Genomic DNA, 13,714 nt, shown 5'->3' on the forward strand with positions numbered 1-13,714 from the left:
GACGGGAGGGCCTCTGCCTGGACCTCCGCCGCCACCCGCGCCCGCCGTGCTTCACCTTGAGGGGTGTGGAGGATGGCGATGCGCTTTCAGGACCGGGCAGAGGGAGGCCGCCAGCTGGCGACCCGGCTGTTGTCCTACCGGGGAATGAATGTGGGCGTGATGGGGCTCGCACGCGGTGGAATGCGTGTGGCCTACGAGGTGGCACGCGCCCTGGAGGCACCCCTCCAGGTATGGGTGGCCAGGAAGGTGGATATCCCGGGACGTCCGACGACGCTGGGCGCCGTGTCCGAGGGCGGGGGCCTGTACCTGGACCGTGAGGCGCTCCGGCAGTCACCCGCCATGGAGTGGGCCTTCAACAACCTCGCGAGCGACGCGTCGGCCGAGGTGGACTCCGAGGCGCAGCTCCTGCGCGGGCGCACCGCCCTGTCACTGGGCGGCGCCACGGTGCTGCTCGTGGACGACGGGCTGGTGACGGGCGCCACGGCCGCCGCGGCGCTCCAGGGCTTGCGCAGGCAGGGCGTCGCGCGGCTGATATTGGCCGCGCCGGTGGCCACGCCGCATGCGCTGGACGTGGTGCGCCCCCTGGCGGATGCGGTGCACTGCGTGCGGACGATGGATGCCCTGCACTCGGTGTCCGAGGCCTACGTCGACGCCCGCCCCGTGCCGGACGTGGAGGTGCGGCAGTTGCTGGAGCGCTCGCGCCAGCCGCCCTACCCCCGCGGGGTGCTGGAGTCCATGGACCCTGGAGGCTTCTGGATGTGAGACGAGGAGGCATGGCTACATGAGACACGGGAGGAGCACGGACCCGGACGTACGAGAGGTGCAGGTGGTGGCGGGCGGCGTGGAGCTGGGCGGGAGCCTGGGGCTGCCCTCCGGGGCGCGCGGGCTGGTCATCTTCGCGCACGGCAGCGGCAGCAGCCGCTTCAGCCCGCGCAACCGCGCTGTGGCGCGCGCACTGCGTGAAGCCGGCCTGGGCACGCTGCTGTTCGACCTGCTGAGCGAAGAGGAGGAGGCACGCGACGCGCACTCCGGCGAGCTGCGCTTCGACATCCCCTTCCTCGCGCGGCGGCTGGCGGCGGTGACGGAGTGGGCGCGGGGACAGCCGGAGCTGGCGCCGCTGCGCTTCGGCTACTTCGGCTCCAGCACCGGCGCTGCGGCGGCGCTGGTGGCGGCGGCGCTGCACCCGGACTTCCTCCACGCGGTGGTGTCGCGCGGCGGGCGGCCGGACCTGGCCGGGCCGATTCTGGCGCGCGTGCAGGCGCCCACGCTGCTGCTCGTCGGCGGGCGGGACATCGGCGTGCTGGAGCTGAACGAGGAGGCGCTGGCGCGGCTGGAGGGCCTGAAGGACATCCGCATCATCCCCAACGCCACGCACCTTTTCGAGGAGCCCGGCGCGCTGGAGGAAGTGGCGCGCCTGGCGGCGGAGTGGTTCTCACGCTACCTCGGCGCGGTCTTGCCGGAGGCGCGCGCATGAGCCTGGACACGCAGGGGAGCCCCGACCTCTCGAGGGGCTCCGAAGGAGGCACCATGGACGCTGGACCCGTGCCCGGAGCGGGCGCCCCGATGCCCCGGGGAGAACACCCCGCCCAGGGCATGACGAGGACGGTGCGCGGTGTGGGCCGCTCACCGGAGGAGGCGCTGGAGCGGGCCGGAGTGGCGTTGTCCGCGCTGGTGGCGGACCCGGCCTCCGTGGAGGTGCGCGAGGAGGTGTTGCTGGAGTGCGATGCCAGGGACTTGGACCACCTGCTCGCGGACTGGCTGGGCTCCATCGTCCACAACATGGCCGCGCGACGGCTGCGCTTCCGGTGCTTCGCGGTGCGCCTGGATGGGCGGCGCCTGTTCGGCAATGCCTTCGGTGAGCATGTGGACCCGGCGCGGCACCACGGGGCGCTGAGCCTGCGCCGCGTGTCGTTCGCGAGGCCCACCGTGCGGCGGAGCGCGGACGGGCAGTGGACGGCCGAGTGCGAGGTGCAGGGCTGAGCCTGACGAGAGGAGGCGCGGATGGGCACCCGGGCGGTGGAGTTGCGCGGGGCGGGCGGTGCCCCGGTGACGGCGGTGCTGGAGTTGCCACCCGGCAGGCCCGCCGCCAGCGCGGTGCTGGTGTCGTGCTTCGCGTGCCTGGGCCAGTCACCCGGGCCGGCGCGGCTGTGCCATGCGCTGGTGTCCCGGGGCTTCGCGGTGCTGCGGGTCGACTTCACCGCGCCGCCCGTCGGTAGCGACGGCGCCCGGACGAAGCCGGACACGGTGCCCTCGGTGGACGCGGTGGTGGAGGCGGCGGCGTGGCTGCGCGAGCGCTACCCGCCGGCCCGCCTGCTGGTGGGCCACAGCCTGGGAGGCACCGCGGCGGCGGTGGCGCTGCCCCGCCTGTCGGAGGTCGCCGCGCTGGCCCTGGTGAATGCGCCTTCGGGGCCGGAGCCCGTGCTCGAGCGGCTGACGGCGCAGGAGCGCGAGGCGCAGGAGGGCGAGGTCTCCCTGGGCCCCGGACGGCTGCGCCTGGCGAAGGGCTTCCTCCACGACATCGCCGCGGCGCGGGTGGCCCAGGCGCTGGGCGCCTTTCCGGGCGCGGTGCTGGTGCTGCATGCGCCCGAAGACAGGTACGTGGCGCTGGAGCATGCGCGGCGCCTGGTGGCGGCGGCGAGGCGCCCGGGCAGCCTGTTCCTGCTGGACGGCGCGGACCACTTCCTCTCCCGTGAGGCGGACGCGTCGCTCGCCGCGGACGTGCTGGGCCCGTGGGCCGCGCGGCACGTGACGCCGGTGACGGAGCGCGAGTCCCCGCTGCCGCCGGGCGTGGTGGAGGTCCACGAGGCGGGGGAGGGGCACTTCGCCCAGGACATCCGCACGGGCCGGCACCGGCTGCGCGCGGACGAGCCGCTGAGCGTGGGCGGCGAGGACTCGGGCCCCACACCCTATGGCCTGCTGCTGGCCGCACTGGGCGCGTGTACGGCCATGACGCTGCGCATGTACGCGGCCCGTAAGGGCTGGCCGCTGGAGCACGTCCACGTGCGGCTCAGCCACGACAAGGTGCACGCGAAGGACTGCGAGGAGTGCGAGCTGAAGACGCGGAAGGTGGACCGGCTCAAACGCTCGGTGAGGCTCTTGGGCCCGCTCTCGGAGGAGCAGCGCGCGAAGCTGACGGCCATGGCGGACCGCTGCCCGGTGCATCAGACGCTGGAGTCGGAAGTGGATGTCCTGACGGTGCTGGAGGATTGAGCGTCGCGCTCCGTCGCGGGGCTGGTAGGGTGGCCGCATGATTTCGCGTGAGCAGCGCTTCGTTTGGTTGGACCTGGAGATGACGGGATTGGACCCGGAGACGTGCGCCATCATCGAGATAGGCGTCATCATCACCGGCCCGGACCTTCGTCCCCTCGCGGAGATGGAGCGCGTCATCTGGCAGCCGGAAGAAGTGCTCCTGCGCATGGAGCCGGTGGTGAAGGAGATGCACACCCGCAACGGCCTCCTGGACAAGGTGCGTGCCTCCACCACGGCGCTGCGCGTGGCGGAGCGCGACGTGACGGCCCTCATCTCCGAGCACTGCGCGCTGGGCGAGGGCGTGCTCGCCGGCAACTCCATCCACACGGACCGGCGCTTCCTGTTCCGCTACATGCCCCTGCTGGAGCGCTACCTGCACTACCGCATGGTGGACGTGACGAGCCTCAAGGTGCTGTCGCGCGCCTGGTACCCGAACCTCGTGGAGCCCCGCAAGCCGCCGAGCGGGCACACCGCGCTGGCGGACGTGCGCTCCAGCATCGCGGAGCTGCAGTACTACCGGGACGTCCTCTTCCGCGGCACGCCGGGCTGAGCACCCGGCCTCAGGTGTCGAGCAGCTCGGAGATGGTGTCGAGCAGCAAATCCAACTCGAAGGGCTTGGCGAGGAAGCGCGCGCTGGAGCGGCGCTCCTCGTCGGAGATACGGCCGGCGCTCATCACCACCACGGGGACGTCGCGCAGCGCGGCGTCCTCGCGCATGCGGCGCAGCATCTCCCGGCCGTCCATGACGGGCATCATCAAGTCCAACAGCACCAGGTCCGGCCTGGCGACTGTCATGCGCTGCAGCCCTTCCGCGCCGTTGAAGGCGGTGACGACGTCGTAGCCCTCCACGGAGAGGATGTCCTGGAGCGCCTCGACGATGGCGAGCTCGTCGTCGACGATGAGGAGCCGCTTCATGCGCCCCCCTTCCCGCGCCGCAACAGGCCCCTGCGCTTGCCGGGCTTCGCCGCCTTCTTCGTCATGCTGGGGGGCACGGGCCGCGCCTGGCCGGTGAGGATGGCCTCGGCGCTCTCGAAGGTCTCCGCCACGTCGATGCCCTCGTTGGTGATGGAGAACAGCCGGAGGGCCGGGTCATTGTCGCTCTCGCGCATCTTCAGCACGGACAGCATGCGGTACAGCTGCGAGCGCAGCTCCACGAAGCGCAGGAGGAGGATGTTGTCGATGATGGCCTCCACCCGCTCCAGCGGCGCGTGCAGCACCGGGCCGAAGAGGGTGTTGGTCTGCTGTGTCGCCAGGGTGGTGACGCCCAGGGCGCGCAGTTGGTTGGTCATCGCGGTGAGGAAGCGCGGGGTGCGGTGGGGGTCCGTGGACTCCTGGATGAAGGGCTCCAGCCCGTCCAGCACCAGGCGTTTGATTCCGTGCTTCTTCACCAGGTCGAACAGTTCCTGCACCAGCGCATCCGGCAGCGACTCCACCGCCACGCGCGACTCCAGCCTCACCAGGCCCGAGCTCGCGTACTTGCGCAAATCCAGGCTCACCATGTCCGCCTTGTTGAGGATGCGGGCGCCGGTCTCCACGAAGCCGAAGTAGAGGCCCGGCTCCCCGCGGCGCGCGCCTTCCGCCAGGAAGTGCAGGCACATCAGCGTCTTGCCACTCCCGGGAGAGCCGAAGACGAGCGTGGACGAGTAGCGCACCAGCCCGCCGTGCAGCATCTCGTCCAGCCGGGGAATGCCGAAGGCCAGCCGCTGCCGCAGCTCCGGCACGCGCTCCGCCTGCTCCGAGTAGAGGGCCTCGGTGCGCGGGTAGATGGTGAGCCCGGAGTCCGAGATGTCGAAGCTGTGCTTGCCGGCCAGTTGCCCGGCGCCGCGGAACTTCGTCACCTCCACGCTGCGCACGGACTTGACGCCCTGTGGCTCCATGGCGAGGCGGACGACGCCGTCCACCATGGCGAACTGCGAGTCGGCCGCGTCGTTGCTCAGGCCGGTGAGCAGCAGCGTGGTGCAGCCCGCGAGCGCGTTGTGCACGCACAGGCCATGGAGGAACTCGCGGAAGGCCAGGCGCGACTCGGCGCGCTCCTCCACCGCGGACAGTCCGTCCAGCACCAGTGCGGTGGCGCCGTGCTCGCGCACCGCGCGGAAGATGAGCCGGCTCAGGCCCGCGAGTCCCTCCGCCTTGAGGGGGGCGTAGCCGCTCTCGTAGTTCAGCGTCCGGCCCACCGCCTCCTTGCGGAAGAAGCCCATGTCCTGCAGGTGCAGCACCATGCGCGCGTGCGACTCGGCGAGCACGGTGATGTAGATGGCCTTCCCTCCGTGAGCGACGGTGGCGAAGCAGAACTGGTTGCCGAGGATGGTCTTCCCCGTGCCCGGCACGCCGGTGACGATGTACGTGCCACCACGCAGCCAGCCGCCGCGCAGCAGGGTGTCCAGCCCTGGCACGCCGCTGGGGACCCGCGCGTCGCTCGTGCCCGCCAGGTCAGGGGTGTCCGTCACAGGTGCGCTTTCCTCCCTCGGCCGCGAAGGTAGGCCACCGAGGGGCTCCAGCCACGGAATTGAATGCGCTGTGTTCGGAATGCAGCGATGGACGTACGCGCATTGACGGAGTGGGTCAAAATCACGCAAACACCGACAGACATGTTATCCCCGGTGACCGGTCCGGGGGTCGCCGGGCCGGGCACCGGCGGCCGTGGCCCCGGGTTGATGCATCCTCGAACGGGAGGTCCATCCATGAGCAGTGCACGCGTGCTGGGAATCGCCTTGCTGTCCTGCCTCGTCCTGGCCCCGCTGGCGGAGGCGAAGAGCGTCCTCTTCTCCGGCTATCAGTGGGACGTGCGCAGCGGCCAGGGCGGCCCGGGTCCCAACACCTGGGATGACCGCAACGTCTGGGTGGATACGAATGGCTGGCTCCACCTGAAGATTGCCTGGCGTGACGGCCGCTGGACGACGGCGGAGCTGTACATGCCGCAGCAGCGGCTGGGGTTCGGCACCTACCAGTTCAAGGTGATTGGCCGGCCGGACCTCTTCGACGACAACGTGGTGCTGGGCTTGTTCAACTACACGCGCCCCGACGTGGGGCCGGACGGCACGAACGAAATCGACCTCGAGTTCGCGAAGTGGGGTGGCAGCCAGTCGCAGATGGGCAACTGGGCCGTGTACCCCGCGGTGACGGGCGTCACGTATGCCCATCAGACCTACGCCATCAGCCTCACCGGGACCTACTCCACGCACCGCTTCCAGTGGGCGTCCCGTCAGGTCTACTTCCAGGCGCTGCACGGCCACCAGGATGGCAACACCAACCAGTTCGCGAGCTGGCTCTTCAGTCCGCCGGACTCCCTGCAGCGCATTCCCCAGAACCCGCTGCCCGTCCACATGAACCTCTGGCTCTTCCAGGGACAGGCGCCCAAGAACGGCCAGGAGGTCGAGGTCGTCATCGCGGAGTTCAAGTTCACCCCCGCGCCGTAGGGCGGGCCTGGGATTGAATTTCCAGCGGGCTCCACCGTCGGCTGTTTCAGCCCCCGCGCCGTGGAGTCTCCATGTCCCGCAACCTCGCCCGCTTCCTTCCCCTCTGCTTCCTCATCGCCGCGTGTGGGACGTCCGCGCGGCAGCAGGCGCTCATCGAGCGGCGTGACGCCATCCGCACCGCGAATGCGGAGCACCAGGAGGAGTTCATCCGGACCTATCGCGGCGGCGAGGGGTTCCAGGACACGGTGTGGGGGATGTCGCCCGAGGAGGTGAAGGCGCTGTACCCCGAGGCGCGGATGACCAGCACGGAGGGAGACCTGCGCGCCACCACCCCCGTCGCCGACCGCGACGCCACCGTGGACTTCTTCTTCGCCATGGACAAGCTCGCGGCCGTCGTCGTCCAGTTCGAGGAGCCGGACCCGCTCCGGGAGGAGTTCGACTCACTCTCGGAGTTGCTGCGGATGAAGTACGGCCAGCCCCTGGCCGAGCGGGACACCACCGCGGATGCGGAGCGGAAGCTGTGGGACATCGAGTCGCTCAATGACCGCACGGAGCGCACCGCGAGGATGCGCGAGATTGGCTCCGGGCGCCGCTCCACGAAGGACCCGGTGGATGCCGAGTCCCGGCAGTGGGAGGAGGAACAGCGGCTCGAGGCCATCCACGCCCGAAACGACTTCGCCCTCCGGAGCGAGTGGCAGAACACCGAGACGCAGCTCGCCCTCACCGGACGCCAGACGCCCGCGACGAGCATGCTCCTCCTCCAGTACGAGAGCCGCCACCTGAAGCCCTACCTGAAGCGGACCGTCGAAAGCTCCGAGGCGGAGCGCAAGCGCGAGGAGGCCCGGGACCTGTAGTCCCTCAGCGGGTGACGCCGGGCCGCGGCGTCCAGTCCCTCGCGCATGAGGTCGGGGCGCGGCGTCGTGGCGCTCAGCGGGTGACGCCGGGCCGCGGCGTCCTGCCCCTCACCGGGCCGCGTCTCCCGGCGCCGTCAGCCTGTCGCGCAGCACGTGCTTCTGCACCTTGCCGAGCGCATTGCGAGGCAGCGCCTCCACGAAGACCACGCGGCGCGGCTTCTTGAAGCTGGCGAGCCGGTCCTTGCACCAGTCCACCAGCGCCTGGGCCTCGGGTGCGGGCGCACCGGCCGGCGGCACCACCACGGCCACCACCTGCTCGCCGAAGTCCGCGTCCGGCATCCCGAGCACCGCCACCTCCGCGACGCCGGGGTGCGAGGCGAGCACCTCCTCCACCTCGCGCGGGTACACGTTGAAGCCGCCGCTGATGATGAGCTCGCGTGCGCGGCCGGTAATCCGCAGGTAGCCGTCCGCGTCGTGCTCACCGAGGTCACCGGTGCGGAACCAGCCCTCCGCGTCGAAGGACTCGGCGGTGGCGTCCGGACGGCGCCAGTAGCCGGCGAAGACGTGGGGCCCGCGCACTTCAATCTCACCCGTCTCGCCGCGGGCCAGCGGCCTGCGTGAGCGCACGTCCACCACGCGCGCCTCCTGGCCGGGGTAGGGGAAGCCCACCGTGCCGGGGCGGCGCTCGCCGTCATACGGGTTGGTGGTGTTCATGATGGTCTCCGTCATCCCGTACCGCTCCAGGATGCGGGCACCGAACTCCGCCTCGATGTCGCCGAAGAGCTGCGGGCTCAGCGGCGCCGAGCCGGACACCCACAGCCGCAGCCTGCGAGGCTTCACGCCCGTGCGCCGCGCCTCCTCCAGCAGGCGCCCGTACATGGTGGGCACGCCGAAGAACATCGTGAGCGAGGCGTCGTCCCGCAGCGCCTCCAGTGCCTCCGTGGCCACGAAGCGCCGGCGCAGGTCCGCGCTGGCACCGGTGTAGAGCGTGCCGTGCAGGCCCACCATGAGGCCGTGCGTGTGGAACAGCGGCAGCGCGAGCAGCAGGCGGTCTTTCTCCGTCCAACCCCACGCCTCGGTGACGGCCTTCACGTTGGCCAGCAGGTTGCGGTGCAGCAGCATGGCGCCCTTGGAGCGGCCCGTGGTGCCGGAGGTGTAGCCCAGCACCGCCAGCTCCTCGGGACGTGGCAGCTCCAGCGGCGTCGAAGCGGCGGCGGTGCCCTGCGCGAGCAGCGCCTCGAAGGGCACCACCGTCAGGGACGCGGGCAGCGCGGTGGCCACGAACTCCACGGTGACGAGCCACTGGAGCGAGGGGAGCTGCTCCCGCAGAGGTGCCAGCTCCGCCGCACCGGAGGCGCCGGTGACGCACGCGCGCACCTCCGCGTCGGAGAGGATGTGGGCCAGCTCCACCTGCTTGTACGCGGTGTTGACGAGCACCACCACGCCGCCCGCCTGCTGCACGCCGAGGTAGGCGACGGCGAACTGTGGACTGTTCTCCAGGAACAGCGCCACGCGCTCCCCGCGCTGCAGCCCGAGCGCCTTCAGGCCGCGAGCGAAGTCCGCGACGCGTCCGGCGAGCGCTCCATAGGAGTACGCCTCGCCCTCGAAGGTGAGCAGCGGGCGGGACGGAGTGCGGTGGGCATGGTCCAGGAAGGCTTCGAGCAGGGAGGACGGCATGGCGGCGCAGCCTACCGCCAGCGCCCCGGCTGGAGGCCCGGACAATCAGGTTCGGGTAATAAATGGATAAACGGAATAGACGGTTCCTGGCTAGGGTGGCCCATTCCTCTTCTCCAGGAGCCATCCATGACTTGGGAGTTCCGTCGTTGGAGCCGGTTGCTCGCGGTGCTGCTGACGGGGTGGGTGATGCCCACGGTGGCGTCGGCGCAACTGCCGTACCCCACGCGCAGCGCGTACCGCATCAAGAGCGTGCAGCCCGACTTCTGGCCCAGCTACGACGAAATCGCGGGCAACAACACGGGCGGCGTGGCGATGAACCTGGTGTGGGCCAACTGGGAGCCGTCGGTGCAGGCGCCGCCGTGCGCGGCGGGGCGGGTGGAGTACAGCGGGCGCTGCTACGTGCTGGATGCGGGGGTGGACGCAGCCATTCGCGAGTGGACGGCGCGCGGCCTGGTGGTGACGGCGATTGTGTACGGCGTGCCCGCCTGGGCGCGCGCGGGGCGGGTGTGCACGCCCGCGGCGCCGGGCTTCGAAATCTTCTGCGCGCCCAACAACGCGGCGGACTACGGGCGCTTCGCCGGCATGCTGTCGTGGCTCTACAACGGGCAGAACGGGCATGGCCGCATCGCGGACTTCGTCATCCACAACGAGGTCAACTCCAACGACTGGTTCGACATCGGCTGCGGGCAGGGCGCGGGGGCGTGCAACGTCACGTCGTGGCTGGACACGTACGCGGCCAACTACAACGCGGCCTATGACCAGGTGGTGTCGTGGCAGCCCGCGGCGAAGGTGCTCATCTCGCTGACGCACCACTTCGGCACGGAGTTCGACCAGCCCTCGGCGTCGAGCCCGCTGCTGTCCGGTATCACCGTCCTCAGTGGCATCGCAGCGCGGGCGGGCTCGCGCTCGTGGCGCGTGGCGTACCACCCGTATGCGCCGGACCTCCTGCGGCCGCAGTTCTCCGCGGACGACTACCCGCGCGTGACGTACGGCAACCTGGGCGTGCTGGCGGGCTGGCTGCGCAAGACGTATCCGGGCCGGCCGCACGCGTGGGAAATCCAGCTCACGGAGAGCGGCATCCACTCGGGCAGCCCGCAGTCCTCCGAGGCCGCGCAGCAGGCCGCCGTCTGCGACACGTTCCGCAACGTGCTCGGGACGCCGGGCATCGAGAACTACGTCTATCACCGCATGCAGGACAACGCGGCGGAGGGTGGGCTGGCGCTCGGGCTGCGCCGCACGGACGGCAGCGCGAAGCCTTCGTGGTCCACGTGGGCGCTGGCGAACCGCAACGACTTGAACCCGCCCCAGCTCTCCTGCGGCTTCGAGGACCTGCCGTACACGCGCCTGCGCCGGGCCTACCACTCCACGAAGGGTCACTGGGCCTCGTCGCGGCTGTCGCCTCCGGGTTTCGGGGTGGAGCGCTCGTGGCGGCTGCTGCGTGATGCGGCGCCGAACACACGGCTGTTGTACGAGTGCCGCGTGGGCAACCACAACCTGCTCTCGCCGGATGTGAACTGCGAGGGCCAGTTCGCGATGGGGCCGGTGGGCTTCATCTACACCTCGCAGGTGACGGGCACGGTGCCGCTGTACCGCTGCCGCGTGGGGCAGGGACAGGACCACTTCATCTCCGGTGCGTCCAACTGCGAGGGACAGGTGACGGAGCAGCTCCTCGGCTACGCGGTGCCGTAGCGCTGGAAGTCGGTGGGGCAGTGGGCGCAGAAGACGCTCACTTCCCTCGAGTGGCCCCGCACGAGCTCCCGGAGGCGCGCCTGGTTCGCCACGCGCGCCTTGTTGTCCGTCGAGCGCAGCCACTGGAAGAGGGCCACGCCGGGCGGACTGCGCGGGGACACGGGGTGGATTTCACGGTGGCTGAAGTACGCGTCTCCCGCGTGGAGCAGCCAGCCGCTCGGCGTCTTCACCGCGATGCCGCAGTGGCCCTCCGAGTGGCCCACGAGCGGGACGATGAGCACCTCGTCGGAGAGACCGGGAATGGGGCGCACGGCCTCGAAGCCGAACCAGCGCTCGCCGTCCACCGCGTGCACGTTCCACCGGGGCCCGTGGGCCCACTGCTGGGGCCGGTAGCCGAACTTCTTGCTGCGGTCGACGGGCTTCATCGCGGCGGCGTGCTCGTCGCGGAAGACGTGCACCTCGGCGGTGGGGAAGTCCGACAGGCCGCCCGCGTGGTCCAGGTCCAGGTGCGTGGGGAGGATGTGGCGGACGTCCTCGCGCTTGAAGCCGAGCTGCTCGACGCGGGCGACGGCGGTTTCGCTCGGGTCCAGCCGGGGCGCGTTGCGCTTCACGAAGCGTTGGCCCAGGCGCGAGGGGTCCTCGATGTCACGGATGCCCAGGCCCGTGTCGACGAGGGCGAGGCCCTGGGAGGTCTCCAGCACGAGGCAGTGGCAGACCATCCGGGCGCGAGAGAAGAAGCTGCCCTCGCCCAGCACGAGGCGGGCGCTGGCGGGGCAGAGGGTTCCGCAGTTGATGTGATGGACTCGCATGGTCCGCATCGAATAGGGGCGCTGGCCTGGGGGCGATTGGAGGAATCGGCCATTCCTCCCGGCACGGGTTGAAGGTGGTGGGGCGGTGCCCCATGCTTGGGGCGTGACTGTCTCGGTCCTCCCCGTTGCGCCCGCGAGCGCGCTGTCGCGCTTCGTGAAGTGCTTCCGCGTCATCTCTGGCGGAGACGACGAGGGGTCCTTCATGCGGTTGCCGGATGGCGAGGCGGACCTGGTGGTGCGCTTCACGGCTTCCTACGGTGGGGTGCACGCCATCGGCACGCGCCTGAGCGTGCTGCGCAAGCCGGTGGACGCGGTGCCGCCGCGGACGCTCGTGGTGCGCTTCAAGCCCGGGGGCGCCTACCCCTTCTTCGGCGTGCCCATGTCCGAGCTCACCAACCGCATCGTGTCCATCGACACGCTCTGGGGCGCGGACGGCACGCGCCTGCGCGAGAGGCTCGGGGACGCGGCCTCGGTGTCCGAGCGGCTGCACGTGCTGGAGGGGGCGCTCACGGAGCGCGTCCAGCGCGGAGACGTGTTCGAGCCCGCCGGGGCCTACGTCGTGCGGCGCGCCGTGCGGCTCATCACCGGGTCCACCGAGCTGCCACGCGTCGAGGGACTGGCGCGCGAACTGGGCATCAGCCCGCGGCACCTGCGGCGCGCCTTCGAGGACGTGGTGGGCGTGGGCCCGAAGGAGTTCGCGCGTGTCGTGCGGTTCCAGCGCGCGGTGCGCGCCTCACAGCGCGCCGCCACGCCGGACTGGGGCGCCATCGCCGCGGCGACGGGCTACTACGACCAGTCCCACCTCATCACCGAGTTCAAGGCCCTGACGGGCGTCACGCCTCGCGTGCTCCTGCGCCCGCTCAGCGCGTCTCCTGCTGGAACGTCTTCACCAGCGCGTTGATGCGCCGCCCGGTGGGGTCTTCCTTCCGGGGGTCGGCGATGACGAGCACCAGCTTGCCGGAGACCACCGTGGAACCCACGGTGTTGCCGACGAGATTCCAGCCGGCCTCCTCGGCCTGTTTTGCCTTCTCGGCGTTGTCGAAGACGCACACCGTGGTGTCCAGGCCGCTCACCTTGCCAGCCTGGCACTTGCCACCGGGCAGCTTCTCGCCGGCATCGGTGAACGCGGAGGGCGACTCTCCGGCCGCCTTCCACGCCTCCACCACATCATCCGCGCCGCTGGAGCAGCCCGTCACCAGCAGGGCCATCAGCGGGAATGCCACGCGCCGCATGCTCAGTGCCGTCCCTTGTGCTTCTTGTGCTTGTGCTTGTGGTGGCCGTGACCGTGGTCGTGGTGGTCGCAGTCATCGTCGTCGTGGTCGTGGTCGTGGTCGTCGCGCTCCTCGCGGATGATGACCACCTCTCGCTGGGGCGGCGGAGGCGGAGTGCCCACGCGCACCTCGACGCCAGGCACCGGGAGGTTGAGGCTCACCTGGAAGATGGGGCCGTGGTACTCGGGCGGCGGGGCGATGCGCACCACCGGGCGCGGGGCGCTCCATGGGCGGTAGACCGCGTTGACGCGCACGAGCTTGGGGTTCTCCCGCTTGTACTCCTCGGGGTACTCACCCGCGTAGTAGGAGACGTCTTCCTTCTCCACGAACTCGTGGCGCGGCGGGGGCTCGTAGGCGTGGTAGTGCGGCCCGTCGTGGTAGCAGTACTCCACGTCGTCTTCGTCCACGTCGATGTGGATGAGGACGTTGATGATGACCGGGTGGTGCCCGTAGTAGGCGTGCCGAGGGCCCTCGTAGCCGAAGGGCGTCGGGTCCCCGATGAAGACGTAGACGTTGTCGTGCGTGCGGTAGAGCACGTCCGCGTGCAGCGGCGCGGCGGTGTGCACGTGTGTGATTTCAATGTGGCACAGCCCATCCGCGGGCTGACCGGTGCGCGGATGCAGGCCCGCGTACTTCCACTGCTTCGCCTCGGCCACGCCGGCGGTGAGCAGGAGCACCGCGGACAGGGCGGCCAGATTCAGTCGTGACATGGTGGGGGTTCTTCCTCGGGGGACGGACGCCATGCCAGAC

Annotated in this window: 15 protein-coding genes; 9 read left to right on the forward strand and 6 right to left on the reverse strand. The window is 70.7% G+C overall.

The window, feature by feature from the left end:
- Nucleotides 1-78: 78 nt before the first annotated feature.
- From OV427_RS23285 to orn, 5 genes are read left to right on the forward strand one after another with little or no spacing between them, the layout of a single operon-like run.
- A complete protein-coding gene (locus OV427_RS23285) occupies nucleotides 79-762 on the forward strand; it encodes a phosphoribosyltransferase (protein ID WP_267858350.1) in 684 nt (227 codons plus the stop codon).
- 19 nt (nucleotides 763-781) lie between these two features.
- Nucleotides 782-1,474 carry a dienelactone hydrolase family protein gene (locus OV427_RS23290; RefSeq protein WP_267858351.1) on the forward strand — a complete coding sequence of 231 codons (693 nt, stop codon included), beginning with the start codon at nucleotides 782-784 and terminating at the stop codon, nucleotides 1,472-1,474.
- Between the two features lie 53 nt (nucleotides 1,475-1,527).
- The gene (locus tag OV427_RS23295; protein WP_267858352.1) at nucleotides 1,528-1,980 is read left to right on the forward strand and encodes an archease; all 453 of its coding nucleotides are present in this window, start codon (nucleotides 1,528-1,530) and stop codon (nucleotides 1,978-1,980) included.
- Between the two features lie 21 nt (nucleotides 1,981-2,001).
- On the forward strand, nucleotides 2,002-3,210 hold the full coding sequence (locus tag OV427_RS23300; RefSeq protein ID WP_267858353.1) for an OsmC family protein: 1,209 nt from the start codon (nucleotides 2,002-2,004) through the stop codon (nucleotides 3,208-3,210).
- Nucleotides 3,211-3,247: 37 nt separating this feature from the next.
- Nucleotides 3,248-3,799, forward strand: coding sequence for an oligoribonuclease (orn, locus tag OV427_RS23305; protein WP_267858354.1), 552 nt, complete (start codon nucleotides 3,248-3,250; stop codon nucleotides 3,797-3,799).
- A 10-nt stretch (nucleotides 3,800-3,809) separates the two neighbouring features.
- On the opposite strand, the gene OV427_RS23310 is transcribed toward orn, so the two are convergent.
- Entirely contained in the window at nucleotides 3,810-4,163 is a 354-nt protein-coding gene (locus OV427_RS23310; RefSeq protein WP_267858355.1) for a response regulator, read from the reverse strand.
- Nucleotides 4,160-5,695, reverse strand: coding sequence for an ATPase domain-containing protein (locus tag OV427_RS23315; RefSeq protein ID WP_267858356.1), 1,536 nt, complete (start codon nucleotides 5,693-5,695; stop codon nucleotides 4,160-4,162). The genes OV427_RS23310 and OV427_RS23315 overlap by 4 nt, the downstream gene beginning before the upstream one ends.
- A gap of 234 nt (nucleotides 5,696-5,929) precedes the next feature.
- Between OV427_RS23315 and OV427_RS23320 the strand changes: the two genes are divergently transcribed.
- Nucleotides 5,930-6,664, forward strand: a complete 735-nt coding sequence (locus tag OV427_RS23320) for a glycoside hydrolase family 16 protein (RefSeq protein ID WP_267858357.1) — start codon at nucleotides 5,930-5,932, stop codon at nucleotides 6,662-6,664.
- A gap of 71 nt (nucleotides 6,665-6,735) precedes the next feature.
- Nucleotides 6,736-7,518, forward strand: a complete 783-nt coding sequence (locus OV427_RS23325) for a hypothetical protein (RefSeq protein ID WP_267858358.1) — start codon at nucleotides 6,736-6,738, stop codon at nucleotides 7,516-7,518.
- A gap of 108 nt (nucleotides 7,519-7,626) precedes the next feature.
- On the opposite strand, the gene OV427_RS23330 is transcribed toward OV427_RS23325, so the two are convergent.
- Nucleotides 7,627-9,195 carry an AMP-binding protein gene (locus OV427_RS23330; RefSeq protein WP_267858359.1) on the reverse strand — a complete coding sequence of 523 codons (1,569 nt, stop codon included), beginning with the start codon at nucleotides 9,193-9,195 and terminating at the stop codon, nucleotides 7,627-7,629.
- A 126-nt stretch (nucleotides 9,196-9,321) separates the two neighbouring features.
- On the opposite strand from OV427_RS23330, the gene OV427_RS23335 reads away from it, so the two are divergent.
- Nucleotides 9,322-10,884: a DUF5722 domain-containing protein gene (locus tag OV427_RS23335; RefSeq protein ID WP_267858360.1), complete on the forward strand. Its 1,563-nt coding sequence runs from the start codon at nucleotides 9,322-9,324 to the stop codon at nucleotides 10,882-10,884.
- Here OV427_RS23335 and OV427_RS23340 read toward each other — a convergent pair.
- Complete coding sequence (locus tag OV427_RS23340; protein WP_267858361.1) at nucleotides 10,869-11,693, reverse strand: MBL fold metallo-hydrolase; 825 nt, start codon at nucleotides 11,691-11,693, stop codon at nucleotides 10,869-10,871. The genes OV427_RS23335 and OV427_RS23340 overlap by 16 nt on opposite strands.
- A gap of 103 nt (nucleotides 11,694-11,796) precedes the next feature.
- On the opposite strand from OV427_RS23340, the gene OV427_RS23345 reads away from it, so the two are divergent.
- Nucleotides 11,797-12,594, forward strand: coding sequence for a helix-turn-helix transcriptional regulator (locus OV427_RS23345; protein WP_267858362.1), 798 nt, complete (start codon nucleotides 11,797-11,799; stop codon nucleotides 12,592-12,594).
- Here OV427_RS23345 and OV427_RS23350 read toward each other — a convergent pair.
- Both OV427_RS23350 and OV427_RS23355 read right to left on the reverse strand, forming a co-directional pair.
- Entirely contained in the window at nucleotides 12,554-12,925 is a 372-nt protein-coding gene (locus tag OV427_RS23350; protein WP_267858363.1) for a hypothetical protein, read from the reverse strand. The two genes, OV427_RS23345 and OV427_RS23350, sit on opposite strands and share 41 nt — an antisense overlap.
- A 2-nt stretch (nucleotides 12,926-12,927) precedes the next feature.
- Nucleotides 12,928-13,674: a hypothetical protein gene (locus tag OV427_RS23355; RefSeq protein WP_267858364.1), complete on the reverse strand. Its 747-nt coding sequence runs from the start codon at nucleotides 13,672-13,674 to the stop codon at nucleotides 12,928-12,930.
- Between the last annotated feature and the right edge of the window lie 40 nt (nucleotides 13,675-13,714).

The organism is Pyxidicoccus sp. MSG2 (assembly GCF_026626705.1).
Classification (GTDB): Bacteria; Myxococcota; Myxococcia; order Myxococcales; family Myxococcaceae; genus Myxococcus.